Source organism: Cohnella laeviribosi DSM 21336, from assembly GCF_000378425.1.
In the GTDB taxonomy this organism is placed as follows: Bacteria; Bacillota; Bacilli; order Paenibacillales; family Paenibacillaceae; genus Cohnella; species Cohnella laeviribosi.
The window spans coordinates 89,368-111,073 of record NZ_KB899816.1 but is presented as its reverse complement, the minus strand read 5'-3'; the positions used below and the strand labels follow the sequence as shown (position 1 = coordinate 111,073).

The following is a 21,706-nucleotide window of genomic DNA, read 5'->3' as shown; positions in this document are numbered from 1 at the left end:
GACGGTTGAAGGTCTTTTTGTTCCAATCGGAAAGGAGCGAATCGGCATGCCTGTATCGGATGGGGATAAGAAAAAATTAATCGTGAACGAAATCGAATCCTGGCGGAGAAGCAAGCTGCTTCCGGAGCAATATTGCGACTTTCTGCAAAATCTGTATCTGGATGATTTGGAAGACCGGCCGAAAAATCTGGTTGGCCGGGCCGTTCGCAAAATCGAGCAGGCGTCCCGCAGGCAATGGTTGCTTGGATTTGGCATTTTTGCCTTGATCTGCTTGGTTGTACTTTATTTTAACGCGTTTCCCCTTGCATTGCAAATCGGACTTGCGGCCGCAGCGACGGCCGGCTTTGTCGCCGGAGGCGCCCGGTGGCGGGACAGGCTTCCGCATCGCGCGTTTCTCCTGCTCGGGACGGGCATGCTGCTTCTGCTCGTCTCGGGAATGGCGATTTTGCATCTTCACGGCTGGGAGAAGGGAGCGGGCCCCGTCCTGCTGCTTATCGTGTGCGCCCTGACCTGGATCGGCGTCGGCGTCGCGCTGCGGTTCGGATTGTTGCAATGGTGCGGCTGGATGGCCGTCGTCGTTCTGTACGCCTGGACGCTGGCGCATAAAATAAACGAGCCGAACGGGATCGAGGTGCAGCTGTTCTGGCTTCCGGCCGCCGTTTTGTTTGTCTGGCTCAGCTGGTTCGTCAGCGTAAAAATCCGCTCCGCGGGAACGGTTTTGTTCGCGACGGCGATCGTGCTGTGGTTTATGCCGGAACTGTACTCCGCGTTATACGGCATCGACACGCAGTGGATTCCGTTTCAATTGCTGGCCAAGATCGCGATTGCCGGCATCAGCTTGTACAAATGGAGAAAACATTGGATGGAATGGGTTGCGTAATCTATGCTGAATGAACGAGCGAAAGAAATGGGAATCCGGCTTTCCGCGCGGCTGGCCGCCCTGGCCGATTGGGTGCCGGAAGGCGCCAGATTTGCCGACATCGGGACGGATCACGCGCTGCTGCCGGTCTATTTGGCTGCCTCCGGAAAAATCGCGTATGCGGTGGCGGGCGACGTGCATGCCGGGCCGGCGGAAGCCGCTAGACGCCAGGTGGCCGACGCCCGCTTGGAAGAGATCGTATCCGTCCGCCAAGGGGATGGCTTGTCCGTCCTTTCGCCCGGAGAAGCGGATACCGTTTGCATCGCCGGAATGGGCGGCAGTCTGATCGTGCGCATTCTGGAATCGGCCGGCGACCGTCTGGAAGGGGTTCGCACCTTGATTTTGTCGCCTCACGTGGCGGAGGATCAGGTGCGCCGCTGGCTGCGGGAGCACGGATACGTGCTGGACGCGGAGCGGCTGCTGGAGGAAGGCGGGGAAATTTACACGCTGCTTCGCGCAGTCAAGGCCCCCGATGAGAAAGAGGCCGACGAACGGAACGGAGAGCTGTACGATATCCAATTGCCGCGGGGAAAGGGACAGGACGAAGGGCTGAAGCTGCCGGAGCCGTTGGCTTACGAGATGGGACCGCTGCTGGTGCGGGAAGGCGGCGAGCTGTTCAGGCGGAAATGGACCGAGGAAATCGGCAAGCGGGAACAGATTTTGGCTCGGCTTCGTCTGTCCGATTCGCCGGAAACGGCGGAGAAGGCGCGGGAATGGGAAGCGAAAACGGAACTTTTGCGGGAGGTGCTCGCATGTTTGCACGCGGAGAAACGATAATTCAGTTTATGGAGAGGCTTGCGCCCAAACATTATGCGGTGCCGGACGACCGCATCGGCCTTCAGGTCGGGACGCTGCAGAAGGAGGTCCGCCGCGTGCTCGTGGCGCTGGACGTGACGCCCGCCGTCGTGGAAGAGGCGGCAGCGGCAGGCGCGGAGCTCATCATTGCCCATCATGCGCTGATCTACCGTCCGCTTAAGACGCTCCGCACGGATACGCCGGAAGGCGCGCTGGCGGCCGAATTGCTCCGCAAGGACATTGCCGTTTATGTGGCGCACACGAACCTGGACACCGCCGAGGGAGGCATGAACGACTGGATGGCCGAAGCGCTCGGCCTGAACGTTACCGGCGTGCTGGAGGAAGTGCATACCGACAAGCTGTACAAGCTGGCCGTTTTTGTGCCGAACGAACACCGGGAAGCGGTAAGGGAAGCCCTGTTCAACGCCGGCGCGGGGTGGATCGGCAATTACAGCCACTGCAGTTTTAACGTGGAGGGAACGGGAACCTTTCTGCCGAGGGAAGGAACCGATCCCTTTATCGGGAAGCAGGGCAAGCTCGAAACGGTCGCGGAGACGCGCATCGAGACGGTCGTTCCCCAAAGCGCGCTGAAAGCGGCGGTGCAGGCGATGCTGAAGGCGCACCCGTACGAAGAAGTGGCCTACGACATCTACCCGATGGATTTGAAAGGCCGGTCGTTCGGGCTGGGAAGGGTCGGCGCGCTGCCGGAGCCGGAAAGTCTGGACGCGTTCGCGGAGCGGGTCAAGCGGGCTTTTGACGTTCCGTTCGTTCGGGCGGTCGGCGACGGCTCGAAAACGGTCCGGAAGGTGGCGGTGCTCGGCGGCTCGGGCTCCCGGTACATTCGCCACGCGAAATTTGCGGGCGCGGACGTGTTCGTCACGGGCGACATCGACTACCATACCGCGCACGACGCTGCCGCGATGGGGCTGGCTCTGATCGATCCGGGACACAATGCCGAAAAAATCATGAAGCCGAAAACGGCGCAGTGGCTGCGCGAGCGCTTGGAGGAAAAGGGATACGCCACCGAGGTGATCGCCTCGCAAGTCAATACGGAGCCGTTCAGGCTGAAATAACCGGCAACCGGCCGGGCCGGCGCCTGCGCCGGATCCGTGCCGGTTGTTCGCATATCCAGCGATTCCCGTTGTGTCTTGAGCCGATTCGCGGTATACTAGGCTAATGGACCGGAAAGTTTGACAGACAATCGCTGGCGGCGTCTGCCGCGAGAGGAAAGTCCGGGCTCCACAGGGCAGGATGCTGGATAACGTCCAGTCGGCGCGAGCCGAAGGATAGTGCCACAGAAACGGACCGCCGATGGCCGCGTTTTGCGGCACAGGCAAGGGTGGAACCGTGGTGTAAGAGACCACGAGGAGCACTGGCGACTTTGCTCCTGGTAAACCCCATCCGGAGCAAGACCGAAGAGGAACGCAGCGGCTCTCGAAGCCGCAGCCTTGGCCCGAGGTGCGTTCGGGTTGGTCGCTTGAGCCGTGCGGTAACGTACGGCCTAGAAAGATGATTGTCGCTTCCATCACGTGGGAGGACCTGCCGGTCCGTTATACCACCGGAAGAACAGAACCCGGCTTATGGCAAACTTTCCGGTCGTACATAACCCGCAAGGCCTTAGGGCTTTGCGGGCTTTTTGGTTTAGGCTGCGCCGGAAAGGAAGCTGTTCCCGGACGGTGGACCGGGAACGGCTCGTTATGCTTCCGGGCGGCGGCGAAAGGCTCCGGGCGGCTTGCCCGTTTTTTTCTTGAACGTTTTTGAAAAATGATGGATATCCGCGAAGCCGCAGTACGCCGCAATTTCCTCTTGCGACAGCTCCGTCGTCTCGAGGAGCTCCCGCGCATGGCTGACGCGCATCTCCAGCAAATATTGGTACGGAGCCATGCCGAAGCGCTGCTTGAACAGCGCGCTGAACCGCGAAGGCGACAGGTTCGCGCGCCTCGCCATCGCTTCGACCGACAACGGCTCGCTCAGATGGAACGAAAAATACGACGAAATCCAATGGAACGATTGTGCAGAAGGCCGAAGCTGCTGGATGTCCGTGCGGTGCTCTTCCAAGATGGCAACGAGCAATTCCGTCGCCGCATGCTGTGCCTTGAGCTGCATCAGCGGATCGCGGTACTGCCAGCATTCCACCATTTGAAGGAACGTATCGCGGAATTTGGCCGGATTTCGGGGTTGGAGCCTGACCGGAACGTCGATGCCGAACACATCGTTCAACCTCGGCTGAAGCAGGTGCAGGTAAGGGGTTAAGTCCGTCTGGCCCGCCCTGGTGGGAAAGCTCTGTTCCCGATCGGGATGATAAAAAATGTCCATATGGGCGAACGGCGTGATCGTATTCGTCAGACCTTCCAACCGATTCAAGCTGCCCGGCTGAATGAAGCAAAACTCTCCCCTTTGGAAGCGATATTCGACCTCGTCTACCGTGAAGCGGCATTGGCCTTCTTGAATGAAAACGATCAAGTAATCGAGAAGCCGGCGCTCCGGCATGATCCACGGCTTGCGCACGGCAAAATCGCATTCGCGAATATACGGAACGATCGGTTTCATGCGCACCTTTCCCCCACGTCAGTTGTTTTTGACAAATACTCAAGAGAGTTAGACAACGATTTTATAGAAAATCCTTCCTACAATCATAAATAAAGTACGAATCCGAATCAAAGAAAAAAGGAGAAAACGCGCATGAGCCAAGAAAAGCAAGCGGAGCCTTTCGAGCAAGCCGATGGGCTGCAGCTAATGCAAGATGAGTATAATCTGACAAACGAACAAATCGGCGCCTATCAGCGGGACGGCCATATCTTCCTGCGCGGGGTAGCGTCTCCCGATGAAATCGGGGTTTATGAGCCCATAATCAGCCGCTGGGTCCAAGCGCTAAACTATCACGATAAACCGGTGCACAAACGGGATACGTACGGCAAAGCGTTCATTCAAATCACGAACTTGTGGCAAAAAAGCGAAGCGGTCAAGCGGTTCGTGTTCGCCAAGCGGTTTGCGAAAATCGCGGCGGACCTGATGGGCGTTGACTGCGTGCGCATCTATCACGATCAAGCTCTTTTCAAAGAACCCGGCGGAGGGCACACCCCTTGGCATCAGGACCAAATTTACTGGCCGCTGGATACGGACAAAACGATCACGATGTGGATGCCGCTTGTCCCCGTTTCGGAAGAAGTCGGTTCGATGACGTTCGCCTCGGGTTCCCATCTCAAAGGCTACATCAGCAAGCTGGAAATATCCGACGAGTCGCATCGGACGCTGCGGCAATACATCGACGACAAAGGGTTTCCGATCGTGAGCTACGGCGCCATGGCGGCCGGAGACGCCACCTTCCACGCCGGCTGGACGCTTCACAGCGCCCCGGGCAATCCGACGGACACGATGCGCGAGGTGATGACGATCATCTATTATGCGGACGGCGCCAAAGTGGCCGAACCGGACAGCAACGCGCGCCGCAACGATTTGCAAGCCTGGTTGCCCGGTTGCCGGCCCGGCGGGTTAGCCGCTAGCCCTTTGAATCCGGTTGTTTACCAAAAGTAAGGAGTCGGGGCGGTTAAGCACCGTTGCCCAGTTGTGGGCGAAGTTGCCTGGAATGGCGCAGCGGCTGTAGGGTACTAGGCGGACTACATGGCGGTTGAGGGGGCGGCCCCCTCCAATGGAGCTTCCGATAATGGGGCCGTCATAAGGAAAAAACGGTCCCCAACGACCGTTTTTTCCTTATGGAGTGATGGAACGGGCGGCCGCGCGCCTTACGCTTCCTCGGCGCCGGCTTCCTCCGAGTCGGCTTCGTCCGCGCCGTTCGAGGATGTTTTGCCGAGAAGCAGCAATATCGTAATCAGCACAAAGGCAATCAGCGCGAGCAGCGGGATCGTGATGATGCCGTACCAGTCCAGGTAGTCCTTGTCGCACGGCACCCCGCTCGTGCAAGGCAGCACTTGGGCCAGCGCGGGAATCTTTTGCTTTCCGTAATGGTAGAGAGAGATGAGCCCCCCGATGACGGAAAGCGGCAAGGCGTAGCCGACGATGCCGCGGTCGTCCCGAAGCGCGGCCCGTCCCAGCAAAAGAACGAGCGGATACATGAATATCCGCTGAAACCAGCAAAGGCTGCAGGGGATGAAATGCATCACTTCGCTGAGAAAAAGGCTGCCTCCGGTTGCCGCAAGCGACACGACCCAGGCGAGGTACAGGCTGTATGCGCGTATCCGGGCCAACACGTTCAAATCCCCACCTTTACTTGCCGTTCTCTTGCGCTTTCAACGCTTTTTCGATTTCCGCTTTCAGTTTGCCGTAATTCAGGCTTGCGTTATCGTCGAGCTTTTTGCCGTTGATCAGAATCGTAGGCGTAGAGTAGAAGCCGTTGTCCCTGGCGAGGCGGGTTTGCTTGTCAACCTCGTCCTTGTAGGTGTTGTTGACAATGTCCTGACTCAGCTTGTCGTAATCGATGCCGAGGTCCGCCTGCTTGGCGAGCTGCACCAAATAATCCGGCGTGGCCCATACGGTATGTTCGTCGCCCTGGTGGTCGAACAGCGTTTTATAATATGTCCAGAAGGCGTCTTTGTTCTGGTGATAAACCGCCTGCGCGGCAACGGCCGCCGTGACCGAATCTCCGTCGGGACTGATGATCGTATAGTTTAAGTACGAAAACGAAGCTTTGCCCGTATCGATAAAATCCGCTTTCAGTTGAGGATAAATGTTTTGGCTAAAAATTCTGCATGCCGGGCATTTGAAATCGCCGAACTCGACGATTTTGACCGGGGCATTTTCCGGGCCGACCGTCGGCACTTTGCCGTAATCGATCGCGATCGGTTTCGGTTCGGGCTTCAAGATAAACGCGACGGCGACGATTGCGGCGAACAAAATGGCCGTAGCCCAAATCAGAATCCTCATTCTGCGTTGTTTTTGCTGTTGCTGCTGCTGGCGCAGTTTTTTGTTCAAGGCTTTCCGTTGCGGCTTGTCCAATCTATTCTTCCTTTCTATTCCGTATTTAGAAATGACTCGATATCTCTCAATCTTTCATTTTAAACGAAAATCCATAAAAAAGCATGAGAAAATGCGAACAAACAAACATCCCCCAAATCCGCGAAACGTTCGCGGACCCGGAGGATGCGGGAATTCGCAGATTCAAGGGCTTTTGTCCAAAATCCGCCGCACTTCCCGGCGAACCCGTTCGGGGAACAACTGCAGCGAGCCAAGTCCTTCTCTGCCGCTGAGGTCCGCCCGGACCCCGGCAGAGCCGGTACCGCCGCCCGAAGCGCCGGCGCTGGCCGCCTTGACTGCCGCATCGACGTCGATCTGCCCGTACCCGTAGTCGGCGTCCTTGCCCGCGGCGCCAAAATCCCGGGCAGTCTTGCGGATGACGTCCGCCATCTGGTCGTTGGTCAAATTCGGGTTGGCGGCTTTGACCAGCGACAGAAGCCCGGCGACGTGCGGAGACGCCATCGACGTCCCGGAGAGCGCGGCGTACCGGCTTCCCGGATACGTGCTGGCGATGGAACTGCCCGGAGCGGCCACGTCGATGTAGTCGCCGAAATTGGAATATTCGGCTCGGGTCTCGTCCGGATCGGTCGCCGAGACGGCGATCACTTCCGGGTAAGCGGCGGGATAGCCGGGACGGTCGGTGTTGTCGTTGCCGCTGGCCGCAACGAGCGCGACGCCCCGGTCGTGAGCGTATTTGACGGCATCGTGGAGAAACTGGGCATCGGCGTAATTGCCCAGGCTCATATTGATGATGTTCGCACCGTGGTCCGTCGCCCATATGATGCCTTCCGCGACCGAATACGTCGTTCCCGCTCCGGTGCTGTCCAGCACTTTGACGGGCATGATTTTCGTGTACCAGGTCATGCCGGCGACGCCTTCGTTGTTGTTGACCTGCGCGGCGATAATGCCGGCGACATGGGTTCCGTGACCGACATCGTCCTCCGGCGGCTTGGACGGATCGACGATATTCGTCCCGGGGACAAGCCGTCCCTGAAGATCGGGATGATCGAGCTGAACGCCGGTGTCCACGACCGCGACGATAATCTCGTTTTTGCCCCGCGTTACGTTCCAGCCTTTTTCCGTCGCGATTTCCGGCAAGTTCCACTGGTATCGGCCGTAGAGCGTATCGTTGGGGACGATGGCGGGGGTATCGCCGTTATCGCCGAAACCGTCGATCCCGGACGCTTCGTTAGTCAGATACAAGTAGTGCGGCTCCATATAGACCGGATTCCATTTGGAAAAAAACGCTTTTAATTGCGCCATGTCGTATTTGCCGGACCGGAAGAGGTAGGTCGTGCCGCGGTGCCGGACCACCGTGATTTGCAGCTGCTTCCGCAGCTGAAGAAGCTGTTTTCCGGTCAGCGGCTGCCTAAACTTCACGACCAGCTCGTCAACCGCATAATGGCTGGCGTTGCCGTTGTCCTCTCCGCTGCGCACGGTCGTATCCCGGTTCGAGTTGGGGATGACCGATTCCAGGCGGTATCTTCCTTCCGCGGGATAAGGAACGACGCGCAAATTTTTCTTCTGATGCCGCTCGACTTCCTGAACGATATCGGAATGAACGAGCGCCGCGACGCCTTCGCCGCGTTTTGCCCCCGGGATGGCCACGACGAAATTGCTTTCCCCGCCGCTTGTAAAAGCCGGCGACTGGTAGCTTTTCCCGCGGGCCAAGGCGGCATTGGCTTTGCGCAAATAGGGCGCCGCGCTGCGTTTAAGCCCGGCCGGCGCGGAATCGGCTTTGTACGTCTGGCCGCCGGTTTTCCACCAGACCGAGATCAAATGCGAATGCTTTCGAACCGTTTGCTGCAAAAGCGCTTGCCGTTTGCCGGCGGGAGTTTTCTCCTCCGCGGAAAGCAGCAGCCGAAGATCCCGCTCGCTGTCCATGCGGCTTAGCCGTTCGGTCGCCGCCTTGTCCCGCTCGATTGCGCTTTGCTTGAAGGAAGCCTCGCGCGTCTGCCGCGCGGGCGAGAAGCCGCCGCCTTCCGTCTGGGGAGCCGGAGCGGGCGCTCTCGGCCCCGAAGGGGGCACGATAAGCGGAACCGCCAGCAGGAAGACGGCGGCGACAAACAATAGGCCGAACCATGTTTTACGGCGCATCCCGTTAAACCTCCTTGTCCGCATGCCGGCGATCGTTGGCGCCGGACTAACGTTAGCTTTCAGCAGCGGGTCAAAATTAATACGGGCGATTTTGGCGGGAGCCAGTACCGTTTCATTTGAATTTATGGTACGATGAGGATAAGTTTCGCGGACGCCGATCTGACGAAACGTTTTTACTTATGTCCGTGGGAAAATGAAAGGGGTAAGTGAGTTATGCCATCCGCCAATGCCAGGGCCCTCGCCGAATCCAGCCGAGACAAATTAAAGGCAGCGTGCGCCGAGCTGGAAGCTTTTTTGAACGCTAACGCACTACCGCAGTTAGTCGAAGAGCAAGACGAGAAGCTGATCGCTTTTTATTCCGGCATGCTGTCCGATCTTCGCCATTTGCTCGTCTTCTCCGAAGTTTCGTACGAGAAGCTGGGGGCATTGCTGCGCAGGCCGAATTTCGATGCCGAAGCGGCGGAAAAGGCTTTGTACGAGGTTTACCACAATTGCGTGAACGCGTTTTTCTACCCGAAGAACGAAGGCTACTCCGAAGACGGCCGTTATGCGTACACTGGCCAGGACGCGATCCGGTTCCGGATCAAGCCGGTTCGCGCGATTCGCGACATCGTGTTGAGCATATCCCGCATTTACGAGGAACTTCGCGACGATTTGTCGTATTATGAAAGCGAATATTTGATCCAGCGCCGGCTGCAAAACCAGCAAAAATAACCGCCTGAAGCCCAAAAACAAAGACTGATACAGAAGACGTAGGCCTAAAAGCGCGTTTTGAGGCCAAGACCCTTCCGATTGTCAGTTTTTTCTTTCTTGGTCTCCCGAATTGATGTAAAATGGGTAAGGACAGGCATCAATTTCCGGGAGAGATTGACAGATGAGCGACATGAAGGTCATGGCGACGGATCCCCGCATTTTGAAGGAGCTGCTGCTGTCGCAGTGGCTTGCCGGCGCGGATCCGCTCGGTTTCGATACCGACCCCGTATCGTCCGTGCGGGACGGGGACGACAGTTTGTTCAGCCAGCTTCTGGCGCAAATGCTTGAATCGGAAAGCCTCGCGGCTTCGGCGGGTTACGGCTCATCCGGCGCCTACGGCGGCTCGGGATCGTCCGATTCTTCCCAACTGTTCGGGCCGAGCGGCCCCCTAGGCTTGTCCGGTTTGAACGCCTGGACCGGGGGCTCGGCGGGGCTTATCGAAGACGTTGGCGCCACTTCGCTTTACGATCCGTTAATCAAGGAAGCGGCAGCCCGGTACGGCGTCGATCCTGCTCTGGTCAAAGCCATCATCCAGACAGAGTCGTCGTTTCGGGCCGACGCGGTATCTTCATCCGGAGCCAAAGGCTTGATGCAGCTTATGGACGGCACGGCGCGGGGGTTGGGCGTGACCGACGCGTTCGATCCGGCGCAAAATATCGATGGCGGAACCCGCTACATTTCGTATTTGCTGCGCAAATACGACGGCAACGAGATGGCGGCTTTGGCAGCCTACAATGCGGGGCCCGGACGGGTCGACCGTCTGGGATTGCGCACGAACGAAGATGTTCTTTCCAGGCTTTCGGAGCTTCCCGCCGAAACGCAGGCGTACATCCGCAAAGTGCTGGATGCGCGAAGCAATTGGACGTCGCTGTTGTAAGAAAGCCGCCGCTATACATTTCATGTTATCCGGATCGGGGATCAAATGGGGATGCGCAGTCATCCCTTTTTGGTCTTTTTTTACGATTGGGAAAAATGATTGTGCATCGTTGCGGGAAAGGAGGAGAAGGAATGGACATGCTGTATTTTGACCATGCGGCGTCTACGCTTCCATACGAGCAAGTCGTGCGGACCGTCGGAGAGCTGATGACGCTGCACTACGCCAATGCGGCGGCGCTTCACAAATCGGGCGCGGAGGCGATGAGGCTCGTCGAAAGGGCAAGATCGGCCGTAGCGGGAGCGTTCGGAGCGAAGCCGGACGAAGTGGTCTTCACTTCGGGCGGCACCGAAAGCAACAACTTTGCGATCAAAGGCACCGTGTTTTCGTCCCGCAAGCCGAAAAAGCATATTATTACAACGGCGATTGAGCATGCTTCCGTCTACGAGTGCGTCAAGCAGCTCGAGCGGCAGGGCGTGGAGGTCACGATTTTGCCGGTGGACGGACAAGGCCGCGTCAGCCCCGATTCCGTCGCCAACGCGCTGCGGGAAGATACGGTGCTGGTCAGCGTCATGCACGTCAATAACGAGACCGGAGCGATCCAGCCGATCGAGGAAATCGGCCGGCTGCTGGCGGACCGTCCCCAGGTGCGGTTTCATGTCGACGGCGTCCAGGCGATCGGCAAAGTGCCGGTGCGCTGGAAGGAATGGGGGATCGATCTGTATACCGGATCGGCGCACAAATTTCGCGGCCCGAAGGGCGTCGGTTTCTTGCTGGTACGCGAAGGATTGGCGCTGGCCCCGCTGCTTGCCGGCGGAGGACAGGAGGATGGCCGAAGGAGCGGAACCCACAACGTGCCGGGCATCGTCGCGACGGCGCAGGCGCTCCGACTGACGATGGAATCGATGGACGAGCGGAGGACGCGGATGTACGGGCTGCGGCGCAAGCTGATCGGGCTGCTCAAGGACATTCCGGAGCTTTGCCTTAACGTGCCGGAAGAGGAAGAGCGGTCCGCTCCGCAAATCGTCAACGTTTCCTACCCCGGCATGAGACCGGAAGTGCTTGTGCACATGCTCGAAGAGCACGGCATTTTGATTTCCACGCAGTCGGCCTGCTCTTCCAAAAGCCTGAAGCCGAGCCGGGTGCTGACCGCCATGGGATTGGACGAACAGCGGGCTTCGGGCAGCATTCGAATCAGCTTCGGCGACGAGCATACGGAACGCGATATCGATATTTTAGCCGACAGGCTTAGGGCGGTCGTCGCGAAGCTGAAGCCGTTGGAGAGGAGTTTTTCATGAATTACAATTTAATCCTGGTGAGATTCGGAGAATTGACGATCAAGGGCCGCAACCGGCGCAGATTCGAATCGCTCATGTTTACCAACATCAAGCAGGCCTTGGCTTCTTTTTCAAAGCTGGAATTCGAAAGATCGTACGGCAGACTCTTCATTCATCTGAACGGAGAAAATTTCGACGCCGTGTCCGAGCGCCTTTCGGAAATATTCGGCCTGTCCTCGTTCAGCCCGGTCGTCAGGGCGGAAAACAAAGTCGAGGCGATTCAGGATGCCGCGCTTCAGGTTATGCGGGGACTTGAGCGGACTCCGAAGACGTTTAAAGTCACGGTGCGGAGAACGTGGAAGGACTTCCCCCACGACTCGCAGCAGATGAACCATCTGGTCGGGGCGCATGTGCTGCGCAACACGCCGGATCTAAAGGTGGACGTGCGCAATCCCGAGATCGAACTGAAGGTCGATATTCAGGCCGAGGCAACGTTCGTATACTGCCGCGTCATTCCGGGAGCCGGCGGCTTCCCGATCGGGATGAACGGCAAAGCGATGCTGCTTCTGTCGGGCGGAATCGACAGCCCCGTAGCGGGATGGATGGCGATGCGCAAAGGGCTGGAGATCGAGGCCGTCCATTTTCACAGCTACCCGTTCACCAGCGAGCAGGCAACGGAGAAAGTCGTATCCTTGACGCAGCGGCTCGCGCATTACGGAGGACGGTTGAAGCTGCATCTTGTGCCGTTTACGGAGATTCAGACGATGCTGGCGCAGAAAGGGCGGGAAAACCTGATCATCACGCTGATGCGCAGATCGATGCTCCGCATTGCGGAAAAGCTGGCGGAGCGCAGCGGCGCGCTCGCGCTCGTAACCGGAGACAGCCTCGGGCAGGTCGCCAGCCAAACGCTCGGCAGCATGAACGTGATCGGCCGCACGGTGTCGTTGCCCCTGCTCCGGCCGCTGGTGATGATGGACAAGCTGGACATCATCCGTCAAGCCGAAAAAATCGGCACCTACGAAACGTCGATATTGCCTTACGAGGACTGCTGCACGCTGTTCGTTCCGAAATCGCCGGCGACCAATCCGAATCTGCACGTGGTGGAGCGGATCGAAGCCGGAATGAAGGCGGAGCTTGAGCGTCTGATCGAAGAGGCGGTAGCCGGCACGGAAACGGTGCTGATCGACTCCCGCGGCCGCGTCCCCGCCGCCCGAAAGGCGGAAGCGGCCGGGACGGCCGACGAAGACCGGTGGTTCTGAACGCGCCGGCCCGCTGTCCGGCCCCGTTGTCCGGCCTCTCTGCCGCGATAAACGAAGAAAGAACCCTCGAATTCCGCGTTATGCGGAGTTTCGGGGGTTCTTTCTTTTCGGGAGCGGGACAGGAAATCCGCTATGTACCGTTGTAAAGTCCAAATCGTTGCCGTTTCGGACATCGGGTCCGTTATTTCCCGTCCATTCATCAAAAAAGGCTCCTGTTTGGATAGAATAACGGCTTCTGTGTCCGGGCGCTTGGGATTTTAGCCGGATATGGACGGGATAGCGGAACCACGGTCCGTTTGATCCGATCGTCAAAACGCCAAAGCCCGGGACGGCTTACCACGGATGACCCGAAGCCGGAAAAGGAGCCGGAGGATAATCCCGCATACGGGAAATCGTTCAAGCGTTCATTTGCGCGCGTCTCCGTTCGCCAGGCCTTTCTCCCGTTCCTTCCTCGCCTTGATCGCATTCGTCCACATGCCGCCGAGGACCACGACGGCGATCATCGCCGCCACGAACGTCCACGTCACAACGGGATTGTCGTGGAACAGGCCGTCGAATCTCGGTTCATGCGTAATCATCTTGGCCGCGGTATAGGCCAGTACGCCGGAACCGAAATAGACGATCCAGGGAAACCGGTTAATCAGCCGGACAAACAGCGTGCTTCCCCAGACGACGACCGGAATGCTGATCAAAAGACCCAGAATCACCAGCAGATCGTTGCCGTGCGCCGCTCCGGCGACGGCAATGACATTGTCGAGTCCCATGGCCGCGTCGGCGATCACGATGGTGCGAACGGCTCCCCACAGGGAATTGCTCGCTTTGATTTCTTCGTGGGAGTCCTCCTGAACGAGCAGCTTGTATGCGATCCACAGCAGCACGACGCCGCCGACCGCCTGCAAAAACGGGATCTTGAGCAAGCTCACGACCAGCAAGGTGGCGACCACGCGAATCAGAATCGCCCCTCCGGTGCCGTACCATATCGCCTTCCGCTGATTGTGCTTCGGCAGGTTTCTTGCCGCAAGTCCGATGACGATCGCATTATCGCCTGCCAGGAGCAAATCGATAAAGACGATCTGTAGCAAAGAACCGAAAAACTGCAGACTGAATATCTCTTCCACGTTGGACCCCCCTAAAATGTACAACTGTTAAATACGTATGAGACGGCCGAAAGGATTCAAAAGAAATCCCGGCATTTGTTCAACATTCTATAACATAACCTGAACGGCTTGTACATACAACGGGTATGAGGGGAGGATTAGGGGATGGGATTTGGAGAAAATCTGTTGGTCTTCTTGCAAATCGTGCTCATTAACGTGCTGCTGAGCGGAGACAATGCCGTCGTCATTGCGATGGCCGGGCAGCGGCTTCCGCCCGGGCAACGCCGCGCAGCCATATGGTGGGGGAGCGCTGCGGCCGTTGTGCTGCGCTGCGTGCTGACGGTCGGAGCGGTGACGCTGCTGAACATTCCTCTTCTGCAGACGGCCGGGGCGCTGCTGCTGTTTGCCATCGCGCTGAAATTGCTGGCGGAAAACCACGGCCATTCGCAGCGGACGGAAGCGGCGGGGACGCTCTCCGGCGCCGTCTGGACGATCGTGACCGCCGATTTCGTCATGAGCTTGGATAACGTGCTGGCCATCGCCGCCGTCGCCCGAGGGGACGTCGTTCTGCTGGTCATCGGGATCGCCATGAGCATACCGCTGATCATTTGGGGCAGTTCGTTTATGATGAACGCGCTCGACCGCCTGCCGTTCCTCGTCTACATCGGCGGTGCGCTGCTCGGGTATGCGGCCGGGGATATGGTGCTTAAAGACCCCGCCTGGAACCGCTGGCTTCCGCAGCTTTCTCCCCAAGCGGCCGAGGCGCTTCCGTTCGTTGCCGTTGCGATTCTGCTCGCCGCGGCGCTTTGGCTGCGGAGAAGGCGCGTTTGAATCGCGGCATAAAGACGGTTTCCGTCTTTCGGACCATTCATGATCTTTGTCTGAAATTTAACTTAGCGGCCTAGTTTTTTCGCCTCAATTCCATTACACTAAAAGGAAATTGGTTCAAACATAGCTACAGTTTTTGAGAGAATTGGGGGGGCCAAAGTGAATAAGCAATCCGCCGCAGTGGGCGTTCTGGTTTTGGCTGCGGGATTGATCATCTTGTTGGGGAAGCTAGGCGTATTTGCCTATATCGGTTCGGTGTTCTGGCCGCTGTTCGTTCTGGTTGCCGGCGTGCTGCTCCATGTGCTGTATTTCGGCCGGATCTTGCCGGAGGTTGCGCTTATTCCTGCGGGAATATTGACCGTCGTATCCGTTCCGCTGCTGATCGGACGCTGGTTCGACTGGAGCCTGATGAAGTATTTGTGGCCGCTTTTTTTGTTTGCCGTTGCGGTGGGACTGTACGAATACTACATATTCGGCCCGGTCCGCAACCGCAGCGTCTGGGTCGCCTCGGTCGGGCTCGGAGCGATTTCGCTGCTCATGTTCGTCATGACGCTGCTGTGGACGTGGGGGGTATATCTCCTGGCGCTGATCCTGATCGGCATCGGCACCTACTTGGTGCTGCGCCGCCCGAAAATCTGGTAATCCCTTGATTTAAGGCCTGATTCGCTTATAATAGAAGGGATGTGGGTATACGTCGGCCTTGCGTCGGCGTTTTATGTTGGGATACAGAGATCAAGAGGAGTGGAACCATGCATCCAAGAGATCGCATCCGGAACATCGCTATCATTGCGCACGTCGACCACGGCAAAACGACGCTGGTCGACCAGCTGCTGCGTCAATCCGGTACGTTCCGGGACAACGAGCAGGTGCAGGAGCGCGCAATGGACTCGAACGATCTGGAACGGGAACGCGGCATTACCATTTTGGCCAAAAACACGGCCGTACGTTACAAGGACTATTTGATCAATATCGTCGATACGCCGGGGCACGCGGACTTCGGGGGCGAAGTCGAGCGGATCATGAAGATGGTCGACGGCGTGCTGCTGGTCGTCGACGCCTTCGAAGGCTGCATGCCGCAGACCAAATTCGTGCTGCGGAAGGCGCTGGAAGCGGGGCTGGTGCCGGTTGTCGTCGTGAACAAGATCGACCGGCCGGCGGCGCGTCCGGCCGAAGTCGTCGACGAAGTGCTGGAGCTGTTCATCGAGCTTGAAGCCAGCGACGACCAGTTGGATTTCCCGGTCGTCTACGCATCGGGACTGAACGGAATCGCCAGCCTCGATGCTTCCGTGCCCGGCACCTCGATGGAGCCGCTGTACGAAACGATCGTGAAGCATATTCCGGCTCCCCGCGAAAGCACGGAAGAACCGCTGCAGTTCCTCGTTACGCTCCTCGACTATAACGAATATTTGGGCCGGATTCCGATCGGCCGCGTGAACCGGGGCAAAATCTGCCAAGGCCAGCCGGTTGCCGTGCTGGACCGCGAAGGCAAGATCCGCCAGGCCCGGGTCGAGAAGCTGTTCGGCTTCCAGGGGCTGAAGCGGATCGAGCTGGAGGAAGCGGCAGCCGGCGACATTATCGCCATCGCCGGCATCAAGGACGTCAATATCGGCGAAACGGTCGCCGATCCCGCAAAGCCCGAACCCTTGCCCGTCCTGAAGATCGACGAGCCGACGCTGCAGATGACGTTTCTCGTCAACAACAGCCCCTTCGCCGGGCGCGAGGGCAAATTCGTGACGTCCCGCAAGCTGCGCGAGCGGCTGTTCAAAGAGCTGGAGACCGATGTCAGCCTGCGCGTGGAGGAGACGGACAGCCCGGACGCATTCATCGTCAGCGGCCGCGGCGAACTGCATCTGGGCATCCTGATCGAAAATATGCGGCGCGAAGGCTATGAGCTGCAGGTGTCCAAGCCGCAGGTTATCGTCCGCGAAATCGACGGCGTCAAATGCGAGCCGATCGAGCGGCTGATCATCGACGTGCCGGAGGAAAGCATGGGCAGCGTCATGGAAAGCCTCGGCACGCGGAAAGCCGAGATGGTCAATATGATCAACAACGGCAACGGCCAGGTCCGGCTGGAATTTCTCATTCCGGCGCGCGGCCTCATCGGCTACCGGACGCACTTCCTGACGCTGACCCGCGGGTACGGCGTCATGAACCATGCGTTCGACCATTACGGACCGGTTGTAGGCGGACAAGTCGGGGGCCGTCATCAGGGCGTGCTCATCGCCAGCGAGACGGGCACTTCGACGACGTACGGCATGTTGAGCGTCGAAGACCGCGGCACCCTGTTCGTGCTTCCGGGCACGGAGGTGTACGAAGGGATGATCGTCGGCGAGCATACGCGCGAAAACGACATCATCGTCAACATCTGCAAAGAAAAAGCGCTCACCAACATGCGGACGGCCAACAAGGAAGAGACGGTCAAGCTGAAGACGCCCCGCCTGATGTCGATGGAAGAGGCGCTCGAATATTTGGACGACGACGAGTACTGCGAAATTACGCCGAAGTCGATCCGCCTGCGGAAAAAGATTTTGAACAAAAGCGAGCGCGACAAATACGAAAAGCAGCGCAAACTGGCGGAATCGGGCGTTTAAGGTTTTACCCCGCTTCTCCGGGCGCCAACGAAGGAGGAAACAAGCGTGCAGCAGTGGTTCCAGGACCATCCTGTCGTCTCCTATCTGCTCATATTTGCGTTTACCGCCTATATTTTCAACGCCGTGTTTCGTCCCGGAAAACTGCCGATTTTGAAAGAGATTCTGGTTTACGTCATGATGGCGGTCGGCTGCTTCATCCTGCTGATTCTCCAGATCGACAAGCTGCCGATCATCCAATGCATGGGCGTCGCCGTCATCATGATGCTGATGCTGCGGCTTCGCCAGCTGTACGACAAATGGCGCAAGCGCAAGGACGGCGGCAACAAGCCGGCGTCCGAAACGTCCGGATCGCGTTAAGCCGAACGGGACGGATTCAGGATGCGATCGCAGCCGATCGGGGGGAGCGGGATGCGTCTGACCGACGCGTTGTTTTATTGGCTCCAGACGAAGCTGATGACCGAGGTACGGCCGGACGACGAGGCCGCAAGGGATTCGCTTCGCTTTTTCGCGCAAATTTTGTCGGAAGATCACGGATTGGCGTCGTTTGAAATCAGCTCGGCCGACGCCGCGAAATATTACGTCACGTATCGGGAGCGGGATGCCGCCCCTCGGACCGTCTGGTTCGACCGGGAAGCGTCCGAACAGCTTCGCAACGAGCTGTACGGCCTCGCTCCGGATGGTGGCGGAGAAGATGCTGAGGTGAGCGAATGAACGCAAGTACGCCGTTGCCGCCGCGCTCCAGGAGCGCACAGACGCGTCGAACGCCGGCGCCCCGAAAGACGAAAAAACCGAAGCGCCGCCGTTGGGCAACCGTGTTGCTGTCGTTTTTTGCCGTCGTGATTTTGGGTTTGGGCGCTTATGCCGGCTACCTGTACTGGGAATTCAACCAGTTTCTCAACGATATCTCCGGGGGCGGAGACGACAAGCCGATCGCCTCGGCGGACAGCGCGCAGGTCAGGCCGGTGTCGATGGTGCTGCTGGGACTGGACACCCGTTCGGGCACGGGAACGCTGAATACGGACGTGCTGATGGTGGCGGCCTTTAACCCGAAATCGAATACCGCCACGGTCGTTTCGATTCCGCGCGACTCCTTGCTCGAGCTGGACGGATACAAGAAACAGAAAGTGAACGCTTATTATTCGGGATTTTACCGTGAAGGCCGGTCGGAGGAAGGGCTGAACGAGGACCAAGCCTACGCCTACGCCCGGGAAGGAATGCGGAAGATGTTCGGCGAGTTTTTCGGCGTCAAGTTCGATTATACGGCCATTATCAATTTCCAGGGATTCATCGATGTCGTGGACGCGCTGGGCGGCGTGAAGGTTTATGTCGATCAGGACATGCGGTACGTCGACAACGCGGACAAGACCAATATCGATTTGAAAAAAGGCGAGCAGGTGCTGGACGGCAAGCAGGCGCTTGATTTCGTCCGGTACCGGAAGTCGAACCGGGGAACCGCCGATTCCAGCGATTTCGCCCGCAACGAACGCCAGGCGCGCGTCCTTGCGGCGATCGCCGACAAGCTCAAGTCGCTCGGCGGCGTGACCAGGCTCGGCAACGTCATCAGCGCCGTCGGCAACAACATGACGACGGACATCCCGAAACAGCAGATTACCCATATGCTCAAGGCCTATTACGATCTCGATTCGGAGCATATCCGGTTCATCCCGCTGGAAGGGAAATGGAAAAGTCCTTACGTTTATCTGGACGATAGCAGCGTCCAAAAGGCGCGGGAGGCGCTGGCGGAGGAGCTTTCGCCGGAGGGCCGGACGGTCGGCGGGGACGAGGCGGCGTCTGCTTCCGACGCCGGTTAAAACCGGGCGGATCGGTCTTGGAATCGGATTTCGGCGTATGCTATAATGAGGCCACGAACGCTTCGAGGAGGTCTGCGAATGGCGGTCCAGTTCACGTTGCTTCCCGAATCCGGAATGAACGCCCCATTATCCGCAGCTCAGCATGGCGTCGCCGCTCGCGCGCGTTGGCCGGCTTGTCCCGCGGCGATTTCGGACGGCCAGCCCGGCGAGCGTGCCGAGCGTCGGACGGAACAATTCCATACCCTTGGACAAGCGTTTGTCGGCATGCGCAAAGCCCAGTGATGGTTCACTGGGCTTTTTTGCATGCGCTCAACCTCATCGGGAGGAGTGGACGTGATGACCCCGAGCCGAATCCGTTTCCCGTTTCTTCACCGCGCTGTCGTTATCCGGGGAAGCGGGAGGAATGATGCTGCGCGGCACTTGCGGCATGAGGCGCCCGACGATATCCGCGAGCTCGTCGGCAAAGCCGGCAATCGGTCTCCCCTGCTGCGCGTCCTGCCGGATTTCCCGGAGCCGGTGCGCGATATCGACGTCCGCCGTCACCAGCGCGTCAATGCCGTAAGGGTCTTTGCGGAAGGCCTCCGCGACCGCATACTTGACGGTTCCGACCCGCGACCGATCCATCGCCGGATCCACGTCGATGCCGACGATCGCGTAATTACCGAAGACGACGCAATTCGCTCCCTTGACGCCCTGCACGCTGGTTGCAAGCCGTTCCAGATGCGCGGCTACCGCTTTCGGATCCTTGATCTTTTGTTTCGCCGCGTTGGCCGTTTGTTCGCTTTGAGTCCGGAAGCGGTTGGCCGTCGGCTCGGGCGCGGCCTTTTTCGCGCCGCAGCCCGCGGCCCCTGAAGCCAAAGCGGCCAGCAGCAGGCCCATTGCAGCTTTATACCCGTATGGCTGCCATCGCATGTTTTCACCTTCTTCGTTTGGAGTGCTTCCCTTATTGTCCCCTGTCGTCTGCCAGGTATGTAAAAACGCCAAAAATCGTCGAACCCGGGAGGGACCACCGATGAAAAAAATTTACGTACTCGACACGAATGTGCTGCTGCACGATCCGCTGGCGATGTTTTCGTTCGAGGAGAACGAGGTTGTCATCCCTTCGGTCGTATTGGAGGAGATCGACTCCAAAAAACGGCTGGCCGACGAAATCGGACGCAACGCCCGCTTCGTATCCCGCGAGCTTGACCGGATGCGCGGACAGGGACATCTGCACGCCGGCATTGCGTTGCCAAGCGGCGGGCTGCTCAAGGTCGAGATGAATCACCGGCGGTTCGTCCGGGTGCAAGAACTTTTCGGCGAAATGACCAACGACAACCGGATTTTAGCGGTGGCGCTGAATTACCACATGGAAGAGCTCGAGCACGGCGAGGCGGGCCGTCCCGTCATTCTGGTCAGCAAGGACGTTCTTGTCCGCGTCAAGGCCGATGTGCTCGGCATCAAGGCGGAAGATTATTTGTCGGACCGGACGGTTACTCCTTCCGACCAGTACACCGGTCACGTTACGCTGCGCGTGCACCCTTCGGTGATCGACGAGTTTTACAATTTCCGGTTTTTGTCCGTACGGCAGCTTGGTATTTCATCCGGCCTGCACCCGAACGAATTCGTCATTTTGCGAGACGAACTCGGCACGTCCAAATCGGCGTTGCTGAAGGTGAGTCCGGACGGCCAGCGGCTCGAACCGCTGCATCTGAGCAACGATCCGGTGTGGGGGATTACCGCGCGCAACGCTCAGCAGCGGATGGCGCTCGAATTGCTGCTCAGCGACGACATTCCGCTGGTGACGTTGACCGGGCGGGCCGGAACGGGCAAGACGCTGCTTACCCTGGCGGCGGGGCTGATAAAGGTGGAAGACGAGCACAAGTACAAAAAGCTGCTGATCGCCCGTCCCGTCGTGCCGATGGGCAAAGATATCGGGTATTTGCCGGGCGAGAAGGAAGAGAAGCTGCGCCCGTGGATGCAGCCGATTTACGACAATCTGGAGTTTCTTTTCAATACGAAAAAATCGGGGGATCTCGATAAAATCTTAATGGGGCTCGGCAGCATCCAGGTCGAGGCGCTCACTTATATCCGCGGACGATCCATTCCCGGGCAGTTCATCATCATCGACGAGGCGCAAAATTTGAGCCGACACGAGGTGAAGACGATCGTCTCCCGCGTCGGCGAGCAAAGCAAAATCGTGCTGCTCGGCGATCCGGAGCAGATCGATCACCCGTATCTGGACGCGCAAAGCAACGGGTTGACTTATCTGGTCGAACGGTTCAGGGAGGAGAGCATCAGCGGGCACGTCACGCTGGAAAAAGGGGAGCGTTCCCGGCTCGCGCAGCTCGCGGCGGAACGGCTGTAGCGCGCCGGCCAGATCACGATTGCCAAAAACGCGAGACATTCCTGTTCCTACCTGTTATCATAGATAAATGGCAAAAACCGAAAGAGG

General features: G+C 58.5%; 22 protein-coding genes and 1 other RNA gene. 17 read left to right on the top strand and 6 right to left on the bottom strand.

Annotation, left to right across the window (positions count from 1 at the left end; all coding sequences use genetic code 11):
- Positions 1-46 precede the first annotated feature (46 nt).
- The 4 genes from F560_RS0108170 (at position 47) to rnpB (ending at position 3,310) form a co-directional block, all read left to right on the top strand.
- Positions 47-880 (top strand): hypothetical protein, encoded by an 834-nt coding sequence (locus tag F560_RS0108170; protein WP_019005235.1) that lies wholly within the window; start codon positions 47-49, stop codon positions 878-880.
- 3 nt (positions 881-883) lie between these two features.
- Positions 884-1,696, top strand: coding sequence for a tRNA (adenine(22)-N(1))-methyltransferase (locus tag F560_RS0108165; RefSeq protein WP_019005234.1), 813 nt, complete (start codon positions 884-886; stop codon positions 1,694-1,696).
- A complete protein-coding gene (locus tag F560_RS0108160) occupies positions 1,672-2,787 on the top strand; it encodes a Nif3-like dinuclear metal center hexameric protein (protein WP_019005233.1) in 1,116 nt (371 codons plus the stop codon). The genes F560_RS0108165 and F560_RS0108160 overlap by 25 nt, the downstream gene beginning before the upstream one ends.
- A 112-nt stretch (positions 2,788-2,899) precedes the next feature.
- Positions 2,900-3,310: RNase P RNA component class A (rnpB, locus tag F560_RS24530), an RNA gene on the top strand.
- Between the two features lie 99 nt (positions 3,311-3,409).
- Here rnpB and F560_RS0108155 read toward each other — a convergent pair.
- Positions 3,410-4,264, bottom strand: a complete 855-nt coding sequence (locus tag F560_RS0108155; RefSeq protein WP_019005232.1) for an AraC family transcriptional regulator — start codon at positions 4,262-4,264, stop codon at positions 3,410-3,412.
- Positions 4,265-4,396: 132 nt separating this feature from the next.
- Between F560_RS0108155 and F560_RS0108150 the strand changes: the two genes are divergently transcribed.
- Positions 4,397-5,248 (top strand): phytanoyl-CoA dioxygenase family protein, encoded by an 852-nt coding sequence (locus F560_RS0108150; protein ID WP_019005231.1) that lies wholly within the window; start codon positions 4,397-4,399, stop codon positions 5,246-5,248.
- A gap of 209 nt (positions 5,249-5,457) precedes the next feature.
- Here the strand turns inward: F560_RS0108150 and F560_RS22810 are convergent, their stop codons facing one another.
- The 3 genes from F560_RS22810 to F560_RS0108135 form a co-directional block, all read right to left on the bottom strand.
- Entirely contained in the window at positions 5,458-5,922 is a 465-nt protein-coding gene (locus F560_RS22810; protein ID WP_020621273.1) for a disulfide oxidoreductase, read from the bottom strand.
- Between the two features lie 16 nt (positions 5,923-5,938).
- A complete protein-coding gene (locus tag F560_RS0108140; RefSeq protein WP_019005229.1) occupies positions 5,939-6,667 on the bottom strand; it encodes a DsbA family protein in 729 nt (242 codons plus the stop codon).
- 162 nt (positions 6,668-6,829) lie between these two features.
- Positions 6,830-8,782: a S8 family peptidase gene (locus F560_RS0108135; RefSeq protein ID WP_019005228.1), complete on the bottom strand. Its 1,953-nt coding sequence runs from the start codon at positions 8,780-8,782 to the stop codon at positions 6,830-6,832.
- Positions 8,783-8,995: 213 nt separating this feature from the next.
- Here F560_RS0108135 and F560_RS0108130 point away from each other — a divergent pair, with 213 nt between their 5' ends.
- The 4 genes from F560_RS0108130 to thiI all read left to right on the top strand — a co-directional run bounded on the left by F560_RS0108130 (position 8,996) and on the right by thiI (position 12,945).
- Positions 8,996-9,496, top strand: coding sequence for a DUF3907 family protein (locus F560_RS0108130; RefSeq protein ID WP_019005227.1), 501 nt, complete (start codon positions 8,996-8,998; stop codon positions 9,494-9,496).
- A 160-nt stretch (positions 9,497-9,656) separates the two neighbouring features.
- Positions 9,657-10,412: a lytic transglycosylase domain-containing protein gene (locus tag F560_RS26425; RefSeq protein ID WP_019005226.1), complete on the top strand. Its 756-nt coding sequence runs from the start codon at positions 9,657-9,659 to the stop codon at positions 10,410-10,412.
- 137 nt (positions 10,413-10,549) lie between these two features.
- Entirely contained in the window at positions 10,550-11,707 is a 1,158-nt protein-coding gene (locus F560_RS0108120) for a cysteine desulfurase family protein (protein ID WP_026298158.1), read from the top strand.
- On the top strand, positions 11,704-12,945 hold the full coding sequence (thiI, locus tag F560_RS0108115; protein ID WP_019005224.1) for a tRNA uracil 4-sulfurtransferase ThiI: 1,242 nt from the start codon (positions 11,704-11,706) through the stop codon (positions 12,943-12,945). Before F560_RS0108120 ends, thiI begins: the two co-directional genes overlap by 4 nt.
- Before the next feature lie 404 nt (positions 12,946-13,349).
- Here thiI and F560_RS0108110 read toward each other — a convergent pair whose 3' ends face one another.
- Positions 13,350-14,063 (bottom strand): TerC family protein, encoded by a 714-nt coding sequence (locus F560_RS0108110; protein ID WP_019005223.1) that lies wholly within the window; start codon positions 14,061-14,063, stop codon positions 13,350-13,352.
- Positions 14,064-14,207: 144 nt separating this feature from the next.
- Here F560_RS0108110 and F560_RS0108105 point away from each other — a divergent pair, with 144 nt between their 5' ends.
- From F560_RS0108105 to F560_RS0108075, 7 genes are all read left to right on the top strand, one after another.
- Positions 14,208-14,873, top strand: coding sequence for a TerC family protein (locus F560_RS0108105; protein ID WP_019005222.1), 666 nt, complete (start codon positions 14,208-14,210; stop codon positions 14,871-14,873).
- A 156-nt stretch (positions 14,874-15,029) separates the two neighbouring features.
- Positions 15,030-15,512 carry a hypothetical protein gene (locus F560_RS0108100; RefSeq protein WP_019005221.1) on the top strand — a complete coding sequence of 161 codons (483 nt, stop codon included), beginning with the start codon at positions 15,030-15,032 and terminating at the stop codon, positions 15,510-15,512.
- Between the two features lie 107 nt (positions 15,513-15,619).
- A complete protein-coding gene (gene typA, locus F560_RS0108095; RefSeq protein ID WP_019005220.1) occupies positions 15,620-17,461 on the top strand; it encodes a translational GTPase TypA in 1,842 nt (613 codons plus the stop codon).
- A gap of 45 nt (positions 17,462-17,506) precedes the next feature.
- A complete protein-coding gene (locus tag F560_RS0108090; RefSeq protein WP_019005219.1) occupies positions 17,507-17,818 on the top strand; it encodes a YlaH-like family protein in 312 nt (103 codons plus the stop codon).
- 51 nt (positions 17,819-17,869) lie between these two features.
- On the top strand, positions 17,870-18,172 hold the full coding sequence (locus F560_RS22805) for a hypothetical protein (protein WP_019005218.1): 303 nt from the start codon (positions 17,870-17,872) through the stop codon (positions 18,170-18,172).
- The gene (locus F560_RS0108080) at positions 18,169-19,272 is read left to right on the top strand and encodes an LCP family protein (protein WP_019005217.1); all 1,104 of its coding nucleotides are present in this window, start codon (positions 18,169-18,171) and stop codon (positions 19,270-19,272) included. Before F560_RS22805 ends, F560_RS0108080 begins: the two co-directional genes overlap by 4 nt.
- Positions 19,273-19,350: 78 nt before the next feature.
- A complete protein-coding gene (locus F560_RS0108075) occupies positions 19,351-19,554 on the top strand; it encodes a hypothetical protein (protein ID WP_019005216.1) in 204 nt (67 codons plus the stop codon).
- 33 nt (positions 19,555-19,587) lie between these two features.
- Here the strand turns inward: F560_RS0108075 and F560_RS22800 are convergent, their stop codons facing one another.
- On the bottom strand, positions 19,588-20,184 hold the full coding sequence (locus F560_RS22800; protein ID WP_245554827.1) for a YhcN/YlaJ family sporulation lipoprotein: 597 nt from the start codon (positions 20,182-20,184) through the stop codon (positions 19,588-19,590).
- A gap of 100 nt (positions 20,185-20,284) precedes the next feature.
- Between F560_RS22800 and F560_RS0108065 the strand changes: the two genes are divergently transcribed.
- The gene (locus F560_RS0108065) at positions 20,285-21,619 is read left to right on the top strand and encodes a PhoH family protein (protein ID WP_019005214.1); all 1,335 of its coding nucleotides are present in this window, start codon (positions 20,285-20,287) and stop codon (positions 21,617-21,619) included.
- Positions 21,620-21,706: the final 87 nt, after the last annotated feature.